The organism is Bradyrhizobium sp. LB14.3 (assembly GCF_040547985.1).
Lineage (GTDB): Bacteria > Pseudomonadota > Alphaproteobacteria > Rhizobiales > Xanthobacteraceae > Bradyrhizobium.
The window spans coordinates 177,826-196,603 of record NZ_JBEPQT010000010.1 but is presented as its reverse complement, the minus strand read 5'-3'; the positions used below and the strand labels follow the sequence as shown (position 1 = coordinate 196,603).

The following is an 18,778-nucleotide window of genomic DNA, read 5'->3' as shown; positions in this document are numbered from 1 at the left end:
TTGGGCTAGCATATGATTTGACCTGTTTAGGGTTGTGCTGTAGCCTTCGTGTGTCGGCTCGTGGCCAACCAAAATCAGATCCATTAGAGAGGTCGCCAAGTGATCGCTGAACCCGCAGACAACACGCTCGCCCCCAAAGCCGGCGCCCTCAACGGAATTGTCGTGCTGGAAGTGGGAATGGTGATGCAGGTCCCTCTTGCCGGCCAAGTCTTGGGCGATCTCGGCGCGGACGTCATCAAGGTCGAAAGACCCCAGGGCGACATCACCCGTGGGCTCGATTTCGAGGCGACTCGGGTTGGGGGAATGAGCTCCTACTATGCAGCCATGGGACGCAATAAGCGTACACTCGCCTTGGATCTCAAGAATCCAATCGCCAAGGAAATCCTGCTTCAGCTGGTCGATAAGGCCGACGTGCTCATGCATAACTTCCGACCGGGCGTGATGGAGCGACTAGGCCTCGGATTCCCCGAACTGAGCGCGCGCAATCCTCGGTTGGTCTATGCCGCTGGGTTCGGCTTCGGTGAAAGCGGGCCTCTGGCGAACCGGCCCGGCCAGGATATGTTGGCGCAGGCTTTCAGCGGGCTTGCTCGCGGCGGGCTTGAAGAGCATCAACCACCTCACTTGACCAATTCGCCTATCGTTGACTACGGCGCTGCAATGTCGCTTGTACAAGGTGTTCTCGCCGCCCTTATTGAACGTCAAACCTCTGGGCTCGGCCAAGTCGTCTCGACCTGTCTGTACGATGTTGCACTCGCCATGCAACTCTGTGAAATTGCGAGCGAGAGCATTTACGGAACGAAGACGAACTGGATCAGTCAGTCGATCTTCTTCAAAACTAAGGACGGCTGGGTCTCGGTGGTTATGCTGTTCCGTGACAATCCGCTTGGGCTGATGTGCCAAGCGCTCGGCCTGCCCGACATCAGCACGCGACCTGAGCTGTCAACCCGCGAAGGTCAGGTTGCGAACCTTTCGACCGTTCAGGAATATTGCGCGGAGGCGATAGCCTCACTCACGACCGAGGCGGTCGTGCAGCGACTGTCTGAGGTGGATCTCCTTTGCACGGCCGTCAATGAGATCGCGGACGCCGTCAGTCAGGCCCAAACTGCGCACAATGGCATCATGTGGCAAGTAGATGTACCCGGGCGCGGAACCGTTCCGTTGGCCGGTCTTCCGATTAGCCTGTCGCGTACCCCGCCAGGCATCCGGATCCACCCAGCACCGATCGGTGCTGCCACCGACGAGGTGTTGTCCTCATTCGGATTCTCAGTCGAGGCCATTGCCGAGGCCCGCAATAGAAGGGCGTTCGGCTAGCCGCCGCGACCTTCGTTCGCGGCTAGCGCGAAGAAGCGCCATAAATTCCAAGCCAAACCTTCACGGATCATCCTTTGACCACATCAGACCTCCTCATCGCGTCCACGCCGTCCCCACATGTTCGGCTGTTGAGCATGAATAGACATGCGAAACGAAACGCTCTGAGCAATGAACTCATCGCACATATTGCCCAAGCCTGCCGCACTGCCGTTTCCGACGAGGATGTACGTTGCATCGTGCTCACAGGAGGTGACGCCTTCTTTTGTGCGGGCGCGGACATCAAGGAAATGCAGCAGCGCGGGTTCGAAGCCATCAACAACCCTATCAGGCGGAATAATTGGAGAGATATTACGACCTGCGTGAAGCCCATCATTGCAGCCGTTGAAGGTGTATGTTTCGGCGGCGGGAACGAACTGGCCATGCTCGCCGACATCGTGGTGGCGGGCGAGAATGCACAGTTTGGGCAGCCAGAAATCAATATAGGCGTGATCCCTGGCGACGGAGGCACTCAACGATTGACCCGCGTAGCAGGAAAATCATTGGCAATGTTGATGGTTCTGGGCGGTCAGCCAATTTCTGCTCAGGCCGCGCTGCGTGCCGGGCTCATCGCGGACATCGTCCCCACCGGCACGGCGAGCGCGCGAGCGCTCGAGATCGCAGGCCTCATTGCGCAGAAGCCGCCGCGCTCCGTAGAACTCGCCAAATCAGCCGTGCTCGCCGCATATCAGACGCCTCTGGATGCCGGTGTGGAATTCGAACGACAGGCAATTCGGGTGGCCTTCGCGACTTCGGACCAGCAAGAGGGGATGGATGCCTTCTTTGAAAAGCGCCCGCCCAGATATCGGGGAGAATGAGATATTCGACGCAAGGGCCTTTGCCTTCCGTCGTTGGTGCGGAACGGCTCCACCAGAACGAGGCATAAGGCGGCGGTCTTCACCAATCGAAATGCCAATACCTGGCCACGCTCCCCTCTCGGCTTGGGAGTAAGGGAGCCGTTCGCAGTATCAGGGTCGCGATGTAACCGTGCCCAGTGGCTGAGTTCCTAAAATGGGCGATGTGCTGCGCCACGGCGACTGACTCGTGCGCACTGTTAGTGATGCGCACCTTCGTCGCACCTCGCAAAAACGCGCAAAGCACAAACCTCCTTCGCCGTATGACAAGGCCGCGCGGCAATCTACTGCAGCATTACCGACACCTTGGATGACGGCGGCCCAGCCATTTGCCTTCCAGTATGCTCCGTCAAGGTGGTTAGGATGGGAGTACAGCGACATGTCCGCGAACGCGATCACCTCCTCGTACGCGAGAGACCCATGGACGGGGACCGGGTGTTCCGACTCAGCCCATCGTAGCGCCGCTGTTCGTTGCCTTTCCTTTTCGAGCACTTGAATCCTTGGTGTTGTCAGTTGCGCCGGATGTTGAGAGAGGCGGGCGCTGATCGCTCCTGCAGATCCGGAGTTCAGGGCCATTTTTCGTCGAGGCGATCAGCATTTCCGGCCCCGCAATGTAACCAGCGCGCGCATTGAGCTAGCGCACTCTGGCTCGAAAAATAGAGCATCTTGCGCGCGATTATGCAGCGTTTATCGCGATTCTGCCGACGTTCCTTAACTTCACCACGAGTTCTCGCGATCCCGACGCGCCATTAACTAGCCCAATTCGGTATTGCTGTGGTGCAATATTGACATTGGGCTATCTGCGTGTTGTGCTGCTCGCGTGAGAACTGGGGCAAGTACGACCGGCGTTGAAAAATAGCGACCGTGAGCGAGACGCTCTTTTCGCCCGCGGATGATGCCGCCAACTCACGGCGTCATCGCCATAGAAAGACGAACGCGACGCGCAAAGCGCGGGTGCAACAGGAGGGAACGGTGAAATGAGCCAGACGCTCGCATATGCAGGCAGCTTGCAATATCAAAACGAAACGGCTCAGGGACGTCATCTCCGCGCACCTCTGTCTTCTCGCCTGAGTTCGCCGCGCACAGCGCGGAGGTGCTCGCTTGTATTCCGCATCAGCGCCACTGAAGCCGACGAACGGCGATGACCTCTCGCCTCGCACTCCTGCGCCCATCATCCATGACGAATTGATTAAAGGAGCGGAAGCAAACCATGCAATTGACAGCACACCCGGTAGGCAACGTCGTTGAGATTGAAAAGTCCGTCGCGACGAGGTCAATGACTCTGGGCCTCGGCGGAGGCGTCGCCCTCGAATTCTACGACTGGCAGCTCTATGGCTTCATGGCGGCATTCCTGTCGCCGCACTTCTTTCCAGCCACTGACCCTGTCGTCTCGCTGCTCGCGGGACTGGCAGTATTCGGAGCAGGGTTTGCCGCACGGCCTTTAGGGGCGGCGCTGCTCGGCCCCATCGCAGATCGCATCAGCCACAAAGCCGTGATGCTGATCGCTGTTTCCGCTATGGCGCTATCGTCGCTGATGATCGCAGTGCTGCCAGGCTACAAGGATCTTGGCATCACTGCCACCATCGTGCTGGTTTCCCTCCGACTGGTGCAAGGCCTCGCCGTAGGCGCCGAAGCGGGCGTTGCCAATGCGATCGCGATCGAATTGGCACCGGCAGGTCAGGAGGGACGATACCTTGGACTGGTCAATGGCACATTCATCATGGTGGGCTCGATCGGAGCCAGCTTGGTTGCTTTCCTGGTCAGCGGCGCCGTGTCCCCTGAAGTCATGCGCGATTGGGCTTGGCGCGTTCCGTTTGGAGTCGGAGGTGTTCTAGGCTTGCTCATCATCTATCTTCGGCAGACCCTTCCAGAAACCCTAATCGCTCGCGCTATGCATCGGGTCGACGAGGACTCGCGCATCCAACAAACGACTGGCGGAGTGTGGAAAGCCCTTTGGAAGGCAAGGCTGTCGCTTTTCGCCGCGATTCTGGTTGTTGGCGGCGTGCAGATCGCTAATTACACGTACAATTTCGGTTTGCCTAACATTGCCAACGGCGTATTCAAGGAAAACAGCACTTATGTGTATGGCATCGTGACGGTCATGGGCGCGATTTGGATGGTGTTCTCGCCGACAATCGGTGCCTTTGCGGATAAGGTGAAACCGTCGCGGGCGTTCGTGATGATGCGCCTGCTGCTAATCCCGTCGTTCTTTCTATCCCTGCTCTATGCCGAGAAGAGCATTCTGACCTTCTCCATCGTTATGTTGGTGGGCGGAACTCTGGTCGGCTGCAATATGGCGCTATATAACTTTATTGCCACAACGTTGATGCCCAGAAATATTCGGACGACCGGCGTCGCCCTCGGGTACGCTATTGGCGCAACGATATTCGGCGGTACCACACCATTCCTGCTGCTATGGCTCCAACGCTCTAATCTGTCCTGGGTGTTTCCATTCTATGGCACAGCCGTCGCGTTGCTTAGCATCATAGTTTATCTGATCGCGAAGAAACGAGGCGGCGTGTACGTCGGGGATTAGGCACGGCGGAGCTTCGTCTCCTACCTCTGCCTACCCCAGCGTGAACGATACCCGCACGAAAGGCCCCGCCTTTGGACGGGGCCCTTCTCATTCAGACCGATTGCAACACGGAAATGGCCTGCTCTGGATCGAGCGTCATCCGCAGATTAAGGACGTTTGTGATCTATAGTCGCAATCTTAGCCTCGGCGGGCACAATGGGCAGGTTTTCGTTCCTCGTATCTACGACCAGTCGATGGTCCGCGGCGCTCCCGAAGTCGACCGCGGATGGATCCTGGCGCGACGTCGAGCGCAAGCTGATCGGCGCAGGGAGCACAGCCATCAGCATCCAGCCGTTCTAGCCCCGCACTCGTATAGCTCCAGCGTCATTGAGGACCACATAGGCCAGCCGCGTAGCGCGCCCGAGCGGCGAGCAGCATCAGCATCGGATTAGCGCCAGTTCTCCGGCTGTAATCAGGATCGGCGCTGAGGCGGTCTTGGATACCGAATTCTATTCTAACCCATTAGTTTCTTCATGTTCATCTCGGGCCTTGCGAGCGCGTCTGCTGTAGGTCTAAGCCGCCTCCCGATCATGATTTCGGCGGCACGAATTTCTCTCGCTACGACACCTAGGCTCCCGAATCCGCATGCGGCCACCAGGCGCCCATCTGCTGCGAGGTAAAACAAGATCTGAGCCCTCGCACCAAAGTCTCTGATTATGGGGATTCCTCCTTCCGGAACGAGGCCCACGATTTGCAGTGTCTCGTCGTATTGATCCGACCAAAACCAAGGAACGTCCTCGTAAGGACGGTTCTCGCCCAGCATGTTCGCCGCCGCCGCCGCACCTTGCCGCTGGGCGTTGCGCCAGACCTCCAGCCTGATTCGCTTTTCATAGAGGCGGTGAGGAAACGAACAGCAGTCACCCGCCGCGAAAACGTGCGGATCTGAAGTCGCGAGCGTCTCGTCCAGAGCGATACCGTCCTCGATTGCTAGTCCCGCCGCTTGCGCAAGGCCGACATTCGGCGTCGCGCCGACTCCAACGATCACGAGATCGGCGTCGCGCGAGCGACCGTCGGCCATTACCACCTTGGAACGGCCTTCGCTCCTATCGATGCGTTTGACGATCGCGGCTATCTCGATGCGCACGCCAGAACGTTCGTGCTTGGCTTTGATCAACTCGGCCATAGAAGCTGGCACTGCCCGCGTAAGTAGCCGCGGTCCTGCCTCGAGTACGGTCACCGAAGCACCTCTCGAGACGGCGCTCGCGGCAACCTCAAGCCCGATGAAGCCGCCTCCGATCACGATCACGTCGCATCCTCGACCAATGACATAGCGGATGCGCGTGGCGTCCTCGTACGTCCGTAGTGTCGCCACCTCGGCTCCTTCGGCGATCGGAACGCTCAGTTTCCGAGGTCGGCCTCCCGTGGCCAGTAGGAGACGGTGATACGCTATCGCTGAGCCGTTTGAGAGCGTAACCATGTTGGTCACGCGATCAATTGAGACCGCTTCGCTTCCCTGAAGATACTCTATTTCCAACTCGGCAAGGCGTTGTGACGTCACAATCAGCTTGGGTCCAGGGTTCATTTTGTCGAGCAGGAGCGCCTTGGATAGAGGCGGGCGCTCATACGGCAGTATAGATTCGTTGCCTACTAAGACCACTCTGCCCCGCCATCCACGTTCGCGCAGGGCGATGGCGGCGGCTGTGCCGGCTTCGCCCGCGCCGACAATCACTATTGTGGATTTTGCACTCAAGTGGCCACCCGATCGCCAGTTGAAGGCGGCGCATCGTTTGCCACACTCTCGAACACGTTGAGCACGAGGGATTTGAGTAAGAGAGCTTCCTTCCAACGATCTGTGCTGTCGTTGCCTTGTCGGTCGGTAATTGCATAAGGCTGCGGACCAAGTTCGCAGACGAAAGCGAGACGAGCATCCGCACCAGCGCGCCTTTGCCAGCTCTTGAATCCATACTTCCACCAACAGAGAAACAGATCCAACCAGATTTTGTGCTGAGGGAACGTGATCTCAATTTGTATCTGCTCGCGCGATGCAACGCGGCCATGAAATGCCCAGGTGCGGTCGAGCACCTGCCGCACCTGCGCTTCGTCTTCGTCCGAGATCGGATACCAAAACTCGCGGCCCAATAGGACGTGCGAGAGATCAGCAAGCATGCGCATCTCGGGAACCTGATCCATCAACTCGAGTGTAAACGGGAGATCTGTCGTCATCCTATTGCGATGCGTCTCGAAGTAGATCGGCATGTTCGCATCTTGCGCCACCCTGATCCAGCCTTCCAGCAGCGGGACACAGTCGGCGACACGGCGCGGGCGAATGTCAGGCTGGACGTCGAGATGCACGACGTCGAGGCGCCGAGCAAGGTCAATGGCAGCTTTCAGGTGATCGATCGTCTGCGGGAAGCACATACCCTCGACTGCAAGTCCCGAGCCGGCTAGGGCACGTGCAATCAGGGCGACGCGCGCAGGATCAGTGCACGAGGTGCTAATGCCGTCGAACCCGGCTTCTTGGATCATCGCTATGTTCTGATCGATGGAACGTTCGACCCCGTCGGGCTGGCGCCGTTCCATCGCCCAAAGGGACTGTAGTATAAGCAAGCTCTGCTTCGACATTGTCCTGCATTCCGCCCTTTGGCTCCAATTAGAGCTTGATGAAGACGGTGTCGTTCTCGACCTTCACCTCGTAACTGCGCAAGTCGACGCATGCGGGCAAAGCACGCGACTCGCCCGTTCGGTAATCGAAGGTCCCGAAGTGCTTGGGACACTCAAGCATTCCGCCGTCGACGATGCCATCCGCTAAATGGACTTTCTCGTGGGAGCAGTGGCCATCGATCGCGAAGTAGTCTCCCTCGGGAGAGCAAACAATTGCAAACGTGCGGCTACCATGATCGAAGCGAAGGGTCTCTTCGGGCATCAATGCATTGGTAGCACAGGCGGCAACCCATTCTCCTTGGCTAGTCATTCCGTATCCCTCTAAATCTAAATCGCAACAATTGCACCGATGCCTTGGCAAATCCGCGACCCGCGCAAATGTCCTTGGCGGGCGGACGGGAGGCTCCCGCGCGTGCGCAGTGCTAATAAGAAGAGAGCCGGACGGACATTCCGCAACATCAGAGCTAACTGCCGCGCGCCCACTTCTTGGCCTTTATGCGTTTGTACATCCTCTCGTCCGCTTCCGGAGAACCGTCGTGAGCTGTGCCGAACCACTCGTCGAGCGGGATGCGACGCTCACCGTAGTTCACTTCGAAATACTTGTGGTGGAGGTAGTGATAGAAGTTGTCTGTGTTGACGGCCTTCACATCGTCTACGACCACCCGGTCGAAACCGGTGTGAGACTTCGCGGCGGACAACCCTGCGTGCATGAGCTGAAACATTGCATGCACCGGGTGGGAGGGCACGACGAAATGGATCAGCACGCCGGAAAAATAGGCGATGTGTTCAAGGGGAGACATTGACAAGCCCGACCACGGCCCCGGGTTTACGTTCTTGTGGTGTACTTTGTGTACGATGTGGTACAGCGGCCCGATATGAATGAGCCGGTGAATCAGATAGAAGTGCAACTCGCGCCAGACCGGCATCACTAACACAAGGATGGCGCAATAAACCGGGTGCTGTCCGAACTCGACGTACGGCAAATAGCTGTTAGCGTAGAGCCACCAGGTGGCCGCCTCGTATGCGGTCCATACTGGCACCGCGCTACACATGGTCCAAAACACGTTCTCAGCCGTCTGGCTTCCGAACATAAAGGCCGTATTGTCGGTGTCGGGCCACTTTGCATTATACTTGAAGTTGGTTTCCTGGCGCCGTTGGATATAGAGGATGAAGTGAAAGCTGCCATAGACTAGGAGCGTTAGCCCAGCGTTGCGCAGCAGAATGAGCAAAATCCAGTCAGCGCGGAATTCCCGCATTGTATCAAGCGCGGGTGTCAGATAGATCCACGATACAAGCGAGATCACGAAATAGAGGGTATTCCAGGGCAAGAAGTACCCCGGCAACCAACGAATAACTTTCTTCGGTTGCACTGGCCAGACAAAAATCGGCGCGCGTTCGGGCCTCTTGTTCGGTGTCCAATTCCCGCGTTTGTCGCGCGCCCCGTATAAGATGTCATCCATATTTGCTACTCCATCAACGTTTTGAAGAGAGAGGCTCGCCTACGCGGCCAGATCCTCAGGCGCCGAGACATCATCGCGGTTATCGCCCGCACGAGACTCAGATCAACACTCAAACGCCCTCTTGCTTCAGCCTTGACATAAACGCGGCGAATTCGTCGTCGTCGATAATCGAGGTTTCCTGCGGCCCCGGAAACGCATTCGCACTGACGTCAGCGCGAAATGCACTGAGGGCTTTCACACGCTCTTCCTTGACACGCTCTTGCAGCGCTTGCAGGTTCCCATAGGTCCGGGCGTGCCGGGGCCGCCGGCCTTCGCCACCACATATGTCCTCGGTGAAGAGAAAGATCACGTCCGCATCAGGTCCGGAGCCAAGCGAAACCGTCACCAGTCCGGTTCGCCGACGGATCTCTGCCATGACTCTGGCGGGGATAACCTCGCATTCGACTGCAAAAGCGCCGGCCTCTTCGAGGCGGCGGAAGCGGTGAAAAAGCGTCAAGGCTTCGTCGGCATTCTTGCCGAAAGCGCGAAGCTTTCCGACCCAGGTCGATTTCCTTGGAACGAGTCCCAGGTGACCCACGACCGGAATATCTTCGGCCGCGAGCATAGAGACGGTCGCCATGCCGCGTGCCGTGATCACCGCATCGGCGCCGTCGGTCAGCGCCTTCAATGCGGTGCGTAGGATATCGTCCCGGGTTACGGCATCGGCAAAGCCCAGTGCCGCGGTGACGAAAAGCCGTTTCGAGCCCTTGCGCACGGCCTCCACGTTGCGGGCGCGGGCAACCAGCATCTGGACACCAGCTTCCTCCGCAGCTGCTGCCTCGTCCGCCGTCTCAGCGGTGACTTGAGTGTAGCGCTTGCCCGAGTCTCGGGCCGCGCACAGATCGGCTACGGTCACCGTGCGCTCAGCTTCGCGCGCGGCCCAATCGTAAATCCGCGGCATCTTTTCTCACTAGCTCTCAAGGTTATTACCAAAGGTCCGGCGCGTCGATTCGGCGCCTGTGAAGGAATTTCGGAGGGTCGCCTCGCCACCTATCAACTGCGTGTCGTCCTGCGGTCGAGTGTCCATGTACAAAGTCGTCAAGCCGCCGGCCATCACTGTGCACATGGTTCGATATGCGGATGCCCTGCAGCGACAGGGAGACGGAGTGCGTCGGGTTTCGACATGCTGGCTCACAGCCGATCCTCACCTCGCTAATGCCTCTCTTGACGACGGAGCAGGCCAAGTCGGCATCCTGAAGCATATGGTTCAGGCTCATTCTGATTCCTTTCAACCCGACGCGAAAATTGTACGATACATCTCGTCGACTGCTCTACGTGTTGCCATGCCAGGAATGACCCCGAGCTTGGTGCAGACCAGGGCGCCGCAGCAAACCCCGAACCGCGCGGCTTCGATCACATCCCGTCCTTCGGCCAGAGCCACGGCGAAGCCGGAATTAAACGCGTCGCCAGCGCCGGTCGTGTCCACGACGTCGACCTCGGCGGATGGGATGGCTGTATCGATCGTGTCGGTCACAATGAGCACGCCGCGGTCGCCAAGGGTTACGATCACATTGGCGGCGCCGCGCTTGCGCAGCAGCTCCACTAGCTCGCGCGAAGGGCGCGGATCGTCCGGCCGTAGACCGAGCAGAATACGGAGTTCGCTCTCGTTCGGCGTCAGGTAATCGACTAGCGGGAAAATCTCATCAGGAAGCGGCGCGGCGGGAGCTGGATTAAGGACAGTTTTCTTGCCATGTTTTCGGCCCAGCTCCATGGCTCGCATTGCTACCTCGACCGGGGGTTCGAGCACCGCCATGACGACGTCGCTCTCCCGGATGCGGCTCTCGGCGCGATCTACATAAGCCGGGTCCATAGCGTTGGTTGCGCCATAGTCCATGATGATGAAGTTCTCACCGCGCTCGTTGAGAATGATGAAGCCCACCGCCGTTGGACTTTCAGCGATCTGCTTGACATGCGCTGTACCAACGCCCTCGGCCTTGAACAGATCGGTTGCGATATCGGCGAACTTGTCTTTGCCGATGATGGCCACCAGCGAGGAGTCCGCCCCCAGCCGCGCGGTCGCAACCGCCTGGTTTGAGCCCTTTCCGCCAGGCCCCATATCGAAACTGCTGCCGAGCATTGTGACGCCAAAGACGGGAATGTTCGGAGCCCGAATGGTAAGTCCCACTGCGAAGCTGCCAACGACGGTGATTTTCGGTTTACCCATCGATTCCTCCCTTGAAGGTGCTTAAAGCTCGCGCTTGTGTGGATTGCCTCCACGATATCGGCATAAGGGAAGTGCGGCGCTCAGCGTGACGGCGCTGTTCGCGGGCGCTGAGTATTGACACCAGCTCCTCCCTAAATACTCGCAGCAGCCGCCCAAGGAGACAAAACGTGCATCCAGGATGGCCCATCGGCGAGTTTGCTTATTGGTCGTTGTGAGCGAGCATAGATGTGCAGCTCGTGCGTAGAAATGGACAAAGCACGCTCTGATTTATATAAAACGCGCATGGTAAAAATACTGCAGCGCACATTTTTCCCTGAGAGCCATCAGTATGTCCTTCCTGATGGCGCCTGGACTCGCTGCGCCTTTACGGTGCTGAGGGCTGGTAAAGTCATTACTGCCCCTGACCATCACATCGCGCGAGATAGCTATCCGGGCCAGGACATTCTCTACTGCACAGCGGGTCGTGGCTTCGTATCGAGCGAGGGAAGGACATTGAGTGTTGGGCGCAATCAGTTGATGTGGATCGCCAACGAGACACCGCATGCGCACTGGCCCGACGAGAGCGATCCCTGGACCGTTCTATGGGTACGGGTCGACGGACCAAACTGTGCAGCCATTCGGCGAAAGGTGTTCGGCGGTGGTGCAACCCTCGCAACAATATTGGCGCCGAACAACATCGACCGGTGGTTCGAAGAGCTGTTTGGTGTCTTGCGCGCTCGAGATGATAACGTCGATATGGCCCTCAATCACCTTGTGGCAGAACTGCTGCACCTCATAGCAGCGCCTTCACCCAAGCACGGTGAGTCTCGTCTTCCAGCCCCATTGCGCGCCATCGTCTCAAAGATGCGGCAGGCTCCAGCGCGATCCTGGCATGCCGAGGAACTGGCCTCCGTGACCGGGCTCAGTGCCGCACAAACGCGGCGGCTATTCCAAAGGTATCTACAGATCAGTCCGAGACGCTGGCTGATCCGAGAGCGTATTTTGATGGCGCAAAAGTTACTTTTGGAAACTGACGCGGGGCTCGATGCTATCGCCGAACGCTGCGGTTTCTGCGACGTCTATCACTTCAGTCGTGAATTTAAGCGCAGCACTGGCACGGCCCCCCACACTTGGCGGCGCGCCGAAGGGAATTGAATCGATGCGTCGCAGCCTTCAACGTTTGGCCATTAAATGTTTGGAGCACATCTCCAAGATGACGTAGCTGGATGTTTCCCTGCGGAAACTAAGCCCCTAATGCATCGCGTTACTCTGTCAGATCACTGCCACATTGCAACTGTCAGCTGATGACGCTGGTTTTCTAGAATCCCCGTGCCTCTTCGTAACACCCGAAGTGCTCGCGTTGACCGCGACAGGAAGTGGCAAGGTTTGGCGGCTCGGCAGGGGCTCCGCACCCAAATGCATTCAGCACCCGAAGCCGCTTTACCCAATATTACCCAGATCACGTTGCGCGCCCACTTTGGGCGAATGCACTTGCTCCGCAGTATGTGGCGAGTAAGTGGCCATCGTAGAATAATCGATGGGCGGCACGTCCAAATGCCGGGATGAAATTTCTTAGGAGAGCCTCATGTCAGTCGCCCTTCCCACGCCAACCCAGCTTCGTAGCATCGCCGAACAGTGTGGTCTCTCACTGACCGATGAGGACGTTGCCTCGTTCCGAGGCCTGATGCAGGGCTCGCTCGAAGCGTACAATCTCGTCGCTGCAATGCCCGACGAATTGCCGGTGGTCAAATATCCACGCACTCCGGGCTATCGGCCGTCACCGGAGGAGAACCCGCGCAACGCCTGGTACCGCAAGTCGACGGTGAAGGGCGCGGCGAGCGGCAAGCTCAAGGGCAAGACGGTGGCCCTGAAGGACAACATCATGCTGGCCGGGGTGCCCATGATGAATGGCTCGGCCACCCTCGAAGGCTACGTACCCGACTTCGACGCCACCATTGTTACGCGCATGCTCGATGCTGGTGCCGAGATTGCCGGCAAGGTTCACTGCGAGGCCTTCTGTCTCTCGGGTGGCAGCCACACCAATGCGACCGGTCCGGTGCATAATCCACACAGGATGGGCTATTCGGCCGGCGGTTCTTCCTCGGGAAGCGGGGTTGTGGTCGCGCTCGGCGAGGTCGACATGGCGATCGGGGGCGACCAAGGCGGCTCGATCCGCATGCCATCCTCGTTCTGCGGCACATACGGTATGAAGCCGACCTGGGGTCTCGTTCCCTACACGGGCATCATGCCGATCGAGGTCTTTATTGATCACACCGGACCGATCACGGCAACAGTGGCCGATAACGCGCTGCTGCTCGAGGTGATCGCCGGTGACGACGGCTACGATTCGCGCATCAAGGCACCAAAGGTTGACGAATACACCAAGGCCTTGGGTGCAGGCATCAAAGGGATGAAGATCGGCATCCTTAAGGAAGGTTTCGAGCAGCCGTCCGCGGAGGCTGCAGTCAATGAAAGCGTACGCGAGGCAGCCAAGCGCTTTAAAGATCTCGGTGCGACTGTTGAGACCGTCTCCATTCCGATGCATCTCCTGGGGGCGGCGATCTGGACCCCGATCGGAACCGAGGGCGCCGTCCAGACCATGATGTTCGGCGACGGCTATGGTCTCAGCCGAGGCGATCTCTACCCGACCTCCCTGATGAATTTCCATCGCGGATGGCGGCGGCAGGCGGACTCGTTGTCCGAAACGAACAAGCTGTTCCTGTTGCTCGGCACTTACATCAACAACACTTTTGGTTCCAGGTTTTACGGCAAGGCCGTCAATATTTCCCGCCGCCTCGCTGCAACATACGACAAGGCTCTGGAGACCTATGACCTTCTACTCATGCCGACGACGCCGATGAAGGCAACGCCGCTGCCGCCTGCCGGCGCCAGTCGCGAGGACTATTTCACGCGCGCGATCGAGATGTTCACCAATACCGCGCCATTCGACATTACGCATCATCCAGCCATGTCACTGCCCTGCGGAATGGTCGACGGCCTACCAGTAGGCCTGATGCTGGTCGGTCGTTACTTCGAGGAATCCACCGTCTACCGCGCCGCCCATGCTTTCGAACAGATGGGCGACTGGAAGACGATGTGAGGCGGGCTGCGATGGCGCCCGGGTGGATCGCAACATATGACTAACGCATTCATGGCGGCATTCGACATTCTGAGCTTCGGCGCGATCATGGTCCTGATCGTACTGGGCCTCGGAGTCATAGCGAGCATGATGGGCATCTTCAATTTTGCCCAAGGCGAGTTCGTGTTGCTCGGTGCCTATATTACGTATCTCGCCTATAGTCATGGTCTCCCCGTTTGGGTCGGTATGGCGGCCGCACCGATCCTCGTCGGATTGCTGGGTTTTGTACTCGAAGCACTCATTATCCGCCGCTTCTATGCGGCACCGATCGTGGCGATGCTCGGCACCTATGCCCTCGGTCTTATCATCCGAGAAACGGTGCGGGGCCTGATTGGCGGCTTCTATCTGACGGTTCCGGAGCCGATTGGCGGATCTATCGCTATCGCCACGATGCACATCTCGGCCTGGCGCTTCGCGATACTCGTGATCACGGGTTTGGTGATGGGGGCCTGCTATCTGCTCCTGTCGCGCACGAGCTTCGGCCTGCGCGTTCGGGCGACGCTGGAAAATCCAGCGCTGGCGCGCGCCTCTGGCGTTTCGACGACCTTCATCTATGGCGCCACCTTTGCCTTCGGCGCAGCGTTAGCGGGGCTCGCCGGTGCGCTTATCGTGCCGGTTTTCGATCTATTTGCCGATCTCGGAATTCGTTTTCTGATCCAGGGATTTGTTGCCGTCATGGTCGGTGGCGTCGGCTCCTTCATCGGACCGGTGGCAGGGGCCGGCGTAATCGGCGCTCTTACCGCGGCGCTACCTTGGGCAGTGGCACCGGTAGTCGCCGACGTGCTCGTCTTCGTGCTTGCCATCTGTTTCATCAAGTTCCGCCCGCAAGGCCTCATCGCGCAAAGGGGAGTGTAGTCATATGATTGCTGATCGCGTCCAACTCACACGTCGTCGTTTCCTTTCGAACTTCGCTTTCACGGCTGGTGCGATCGCCACAGGAGCCAGCAGTTGGGTGATCCGCCCCGACTGGGCCAATGCGGCCGAAGGCCCCATCAAGGTCGGCATCGCGATCGATCTCACCGGCCCAATCGGCTTTGCCGGAAAGGCGGATGCCAACGTCGCCAGAATGGTGATCAAGGAAATCAACAATTCCGGCGGACTTTTGGGCCGGCCGCTCGAGCTTTATATCGAAGACACCGCCTCTAATGAATCGGTGGCGGTGGGCAATGTGCGCAAGCTGATCCAGCGCGACAAGGTGGACATGGTCCTCGGCGGCCTCGCGAGCTCGATGCGCAACGCGATCAAGGATGTAATCGTATCACGGGGCAAGACGCTCTATATTTATCCACAATTCTATGAAGGTCAGGAATGCACACCATACCTGTTCTGCACCGGCGCCACACCGGCGCAGCAATGCGACACATTTATCCCTTGGCTGATCAAGAACGGCGGCAAGAGGTTCGCCCTTCCAGGTTCTAACTATATCTGGCCGCGTAATCTTAATGCATACGCCCGTAAGTTGATTGAAGCAAATGGCGGCGAGGTCGTGTTCGAGGAGTATTATCCTCTCGACCAGGTCGATTTCTCCGCTACTGTCCACGGGATTATCTCTAACAAGGTCGACACTGTCTTCAACACTGTCATTCCACCCGGTGTCGGCCCCTTATTCAAGCAGCTCTATGAAGCGGGCTATCTCAAGAACGGCGGACGGCTTGCTGCCGTGAATGAGGATGAGAATTATCTTAGCCTCCATCCGGTCAATGAGATGGAAGGGCTTGCGAGTTGCCTCGACTATTACAAAGCAGTCGCCAAAGATGATCCCGTCTCCGCCAGAATTCAGGCGGCCTATGAAAAGGAGTATCCTGGAGATTCCCTGTTTGCCGCGAGCAGTGCCGCGCCCAGCACCTATCGCGGTCTGAAACTTTGGGAGGCCGCGGTCAAGGAAGCCGGGAAGGTCGATCGCGAGTCGGTGGCTGCGACGCTCGATCACGCAAAGATCGCGGAAGGTCCGGGCGGACCCGCCGAGATGGTGCCGGGCAAGCGGCACTGTAAGATGAACATGTACACGGCGGTGTGCAAAAGCGGGAAGTTTGAAATCGTGGAACGTAGCAATGGGCTTGTTGATCCCAGGGAATGCTGACGAATCGCGGTGGATGCGATGAGCGTGGTAGAGAGGCCATCGGTGCCCACATTAGAAGTGAATTGTGCGACGGCTGAAATGGCGGAAACCGCCTTTGCAGGGCAAGTTGGCCCTGCGCGACGGGTCCTGCTCATCATCGAAGGGCTAGTGCTGATTGGAGCACTAGTCCTCCCGGTGATGCTGCACGACTATCTTACGGTGTTTGCGACTCGCGTCGTGATCCTGGCGATCTTCGCTCTCTCGTTCGATCTGGTGTGGGGGTATGCCGGGATCATGAGTTTCGGGCAGGCCCTCTTCTTCGGCTCGGCAGGCTATGGCGTCGCGCTGCTTGCACGCGATCTCGACATCACCTCAATCCTTTTAGTGCTGCCGGCGGGCACACTAATCGGCCTCGTCTTCGCGCTGCTGCTCGGTGGTTTCCTCCTACTCGGCCGGCATCCAGCCAGCGTGATCTTCGTTTCGCTCGGTACGCTCACCGGCGCCTATGCCGCCGATCGTCTCGCGCGAGGCTGGTACTATCTTGGCGGCCAGAACGGCATTCCCTCGATTCCGCCGATGACGCTCGGCTCCTACGAACTCTCGGAAGGGCCGATCTTTTACTATCTCGCACTGGGGCTTCTCGTCATTGTCTACTTAGCATGCCGCTTCCTGGTGCGCTCGCAGTTCGGTCTCGCGCTCGCTGGCCTCCGCGAGAACGAGCAGCGCATCGCTTTCTTCGGCTATAAGACACAGCATCTGAAGGCCATAGTGTTCGCGATCAGCGGCGCCATCGCAGGCCTGGCCGGCAGCCTCTATGCCTTCCACGAGGGTTTTGTGTGGCCCAACATGATCGGCGTTGTGGTCTCCACGCAGGTCGTGCTCTACGTGCTGTTCGGCGGCTCCGGCACGCTGATAGGCGCGGTGATCGGTACGGCCATCGTCGAAGGCCTCTCTTTCTGGCTGTCGGACAATTACCGCGACATCTGGCCGATCATTCTGGGCCTGCTCCTGCTACTCGTGATCCTTTTCCGGCCGCTCGGGCTTATCAGCATAGTGTTGACGGAGCGCGAGCGCGTGGGTGGCTTCGCCGCGAAAGCGCAAAACAAGAAGAGGGCGCAGCATCATGCCGCTTCTTGAAGCCGCAGGCATTGGAAAGATCTTTGGCAAGCTTACGGCACTCGATGGCGCGGCTCTCACGGTCGGCGAGAACGAGTTCCACGGTTTGATCGGGCCGAACGGTTCGGGCAAAAGCACGCTGATGAAGTGCATTGCCGGGGCGGAAGTGCCGACGAAAGGCAAGGTCAGCTTCATCAACACTGACATCACCGCATTCACGCCCACCGAGCGCGCTCGGGCTGGCATGAGCCTGAAGTTCCAAATCACATCGGTGCTGCCAACCCTCACCCTCTACGACAATATCTTGCTCGCGCTGCAGGGGCACTGCTCGCTTCTTGATCTTGTGTTCTCGCGCAGCCGCAGACAGTTGCACGACCAAGTCATGATGATGCTCACCCAGTTTCGTCTTGCCGATCGCGCGTTTGATGCCGCAGCAGCGCTTTCTCATGGTCAGCAACAATGGCTGGAGATTGCGATGGCGCTCGCGGGCAAGCCCCGGCTCCTGCTTTTGGACGAGCCCACCGGAGGCATGAGTCTGGAGGAGCGCCGCGTCACCGGCGAACTCTTGCGACCAATCAAAGAGCATTGCTCTCTCGTTATCGTAGAGCACGATCTCGATTTCATCCGCGATATCTGCGACCGCCTCACCGTCCTCGACCAAGGCAAGGTGCTTGCGACAGGAAGCGTCGCGGAGATCCAGGCCAACAAACGTGTCCAGGAGATCTACTTGCGCCGTGCTTAAACAACAGTTCCTCGACATAAGGCATCTCGACGCGGGTTATGGCCGCAGCCAGGTGCTGTTTGACATTACCCTCGGCATTCCTAGGCGCGGCGGTGTCGCCGTGCTTGGCCGGAATGGTGCAGGCAAGACCACGCTGATGAAGGCCATCGTCGGCGAGCTACCAAGCTGGAGAGGCGAGGTTTTCTTTGATGGCCACGATTTCAATCGCCTCCGGACCGAGCAGCGTGTGCGCGCCGGTATCGGCTATGTGCCGCAAGAGCACTCGGTGTTCGCACGCCTCTCGGTACGTGATAATCTCGCAGTGGGATCGCTCTCCAACACCGACGCTTCGGCGATTGATCGGGTCCTGACGATCTTTCCCAAGCTCGGCCACCGCTTGGATCAGGCAGCCGGCACTCTTTCGGGCGGCGAGCGTAAGATGCTAGCGATCGGGCGTGCGCTACTGGGAAGCCCACAGCTGCTGCTGCTGGATGAGCCGACCGAGGGAGTTTGGATCGGCGTGATCGAGGAGATCACTGAACGCCTGACTGCGCTCACCAAGGAGATCGCGGTGATCATCGTCGAGCAACACCTGGATCTCGCTTTGCGCGTGGCGAGCCACGCGTACGTACTCGATCGCGGCCGCATCGCGCTGCACGGCGCGGCAGGCGATGTCCGCGGCAATCCGGAACTTCTGCGGTACCTCGCACCTTAGTTTTTAGCG

16 protein-coding genes are annotated in these 18,778 nt (G+C 58.6%); 10 read left to right on the top strand and 6 right to left on the bottom strand.

Features of this window, described 5'->3' with window-relative positions:
• The first annotated feature begins 99 nt into the window (after positions 1-99).
• The 3 genes from ABIB00_RS20435 (at position 100) to ABIB00_RS20425 (ending at position 4,737) form a co-directional block, all read left to right on the top strand.
• Positions 100-1,311, top strand: coding sequence for a CaiB/BaiF CoA transferase family protein (locus ABIB00_RS20435; protein ID WP_354105607.1), 1,212 nt, complete (start codon positions 100-102; stop codon positions 1,309-1,311).
• 74 nt (positions 1,312-1,385) lie between these two features.
• Positions 1,386-2,165, top strand: coding sequence for an enoyl-CoA hydratase-related protein (locus ABIB00_RS20430; RefSeq protein WP_354105606.1), 780 nt, complete (start codon positions 1,386-1,388; stop codon positions 2,163-2,165).
• Positions 2,166-3,411: 1,246 nt separating this feature from the next.
• Positions 3,412-4,737: an MFS transporter gene (locus ABIB00_RS20425; protein ID WP_354105605.1), complete on the top strand. Its 1,326-nt coding sequence runs from the start codon at positions 3,412-3,414 to the stop codon at positions 4,735-4,737.
• A gap of 493 nt (positions 4,738-5,230) precedes the next feature.
• Here ABIB00_RS20425 and ABIB00_RS20420 read toward each other — a convergent pair whose 3' ends face one another.
• The 6 genes from ABIB00_RS20420 to ABIB00_RS20395 form a co-directional block, all read right to left on the bottom strand.
• On the bottom strand, positions 5,231-6,466 hold the full coding sequence (locus ABIB00_RS20420; RefSeq protein ID WP_354105604.1) for an NAD(P)/FAD-dependent oxidoreductase: 1,236 nt from the start codon (positions 6,464-6,466) through the stop codon (positions 5,231-5,233).
• Positions 6,463-7,338, bottom strand: coding sequence for a sugar phosphate isomerase/epimerase family protein (locus ABIB00_RS20415; protein WP_354105603.1), 876 nt, complete (start codon positions 7,336-7,338; stop codon positions 6,463-6,465). The genes ABIB00_RS20420 and ABIB00_RS20415 overlap by 4 nt, the downstream gene beginning before the upstream one ends.
• Positions 7,339-7,366: 28 nt before the next feature.
• Complete coding sequence (locus ABIB00_RS20410; protein ID WP_354105602.1) at positions 7,367-7,687, bottom strand: Rieske 2Fe-2S domain-containing protein; 321 nt, start codon at positions 7,685-7,687, stop codon at positions 7,367-7,369.
• 154 nt (positions 7,688-7,841) lie between these two features.
• Positions 7,842-8,837, bottom strand: a complete 996-nt coding sequence (locus ABIB00_RS20405) for a sterol desaturase family protein (protein ID WP_354105601.1) — start codon at positions 8,835-8,837, stop codon at positions 7,842-7,844.
• A gap of 109 nt (positions 8,838-8,946) precedes the next feature.
• On the bottom strand, positions 8,947-9,777 hold the full coding sequence (locus tag ABIB00_RS20400; protein ID WP_247298928.1) for a 3-methyl-2-oxobutanoate hydroxymethyltransferase: 831 nt from the start codon (positions 9,775-9,777) through the stop codon (positions 8,947-8,949).
• Positions 9,778-10,104: 327 nt separating this feature from the next.
• Positions 10,105-11,040 (bottom strand): ribokinase, encoded by a 936-nt coding sequence (locus ABIB00_RS20395; protein ID WP_354105600.1) that lies wholly within the window; start codon positions 11,038-11,040, stop codon positions 10,105-10,107.
• A 246-nt stretch (positions 11,041-11,286) separates the two neighbouring features.
• Here ABIB00_RS20395 and ABIB00_RS20390 point away from each other — a divergent pair, with 246 nt between their 5' ends.
• The 7 genes from ABIB00_RS20390 to ABIB00_RS20360 all read left to right on the top strand — a co-directional run bounded on the left by ABIB00_RS20390 (position 11,287) and on the right by ABIB00_RS20360 (position 18,769).
• Positions 11,287-12,174 carry a helix-turn-helix domain-containing protein gene (locus ABIB00_RS20390; protein WP_354105599.1) on the top strand — a complete coding sequence of 296 codons (888 nt, stop codon included), beginning with the start codon at positions 11,287-11,289 and terminating at the stop codon, positions 12,172-12,174.
• A 430-nt stretch (positions 12,175-12,604) separates the two neighbouring features.
• Positions 12,605-14,119: an amidase gene (locus ABIB00_RS20385; protein WP_354105598.1), complete on the top strand. Its 1,515-nt coding sequence runs from the start codon at positions 12,605-12,607 to the stop codon at positions 14,117-14,119.
• Between the two features lie 36 nt (positions 14,120-14,155).
• Positions 14,156-15,013, top strand: coding sequence for a branched-chain amino acid ABC transporter permease (locus tag ABIB00_RS20380; RefSeq protein WP_026233434.1), 858 nt, complete (start codon positions 14,156-14,158; stop codon positions 15,011-15,013).
• A gap of 7 nt (positions 15,014-15,020) precedes the next feature.
• Positions 15,021-16,238 (top strand): substrate-binding protein, encoded by a 1,218-nt coding sequence (locus tag ABIB00_RS20375; protein WP_371827294.1) that lies wholly within the window; start codon positions 15,021-15,023, stop codon positions 16,236-16,238.
• A gap of 78 nt (positions 16,239-16,316) precedes the next feature.
• Positions 16,317-17,354 (top strand): branched-chain amino acid ABC transporter permease, encoded by a 1,038-nt coding sequence (locus tag ABIB00_RS20370; protein ID WP_354105648.1) that lies wholly within the window; start codon positions 16,317-16,319, stop codon positions 17,352-17,354.
• The gene (locus ABIB00_RS20365; protein ID WP_018457729.1) at positions 17,341-18,075 is read left to right on the top strand and encodes an ABC transporter ATP-binding protein; all 735 of its coding nucleotides are present in this window, start codon (positions 17,341-17,343) and stop codon (positions 18,073-18,075) included. Before ABIB00_RS20370 ends, ABIB00_RS20365 begins: the two co-directional genes overlap by 14 nt.
• A complete protein-coding gene (locus tag ABIB00_RS20360; RefSeq protein ID WP_354105597.1) occupies positions 18,068-18,769 on the top strand; it encodes a branched-chain amino acid ABC transporter ATP-binding protein in 702 nt (233 codons plus the stop codon). Before ABIB00_RS20365 ends, ABIB00_RS20360 begins: the two co-directional genes overlap by 8 nt.
• Positions 18,770-18,778 lie beyond the last annotated feature (9 nt).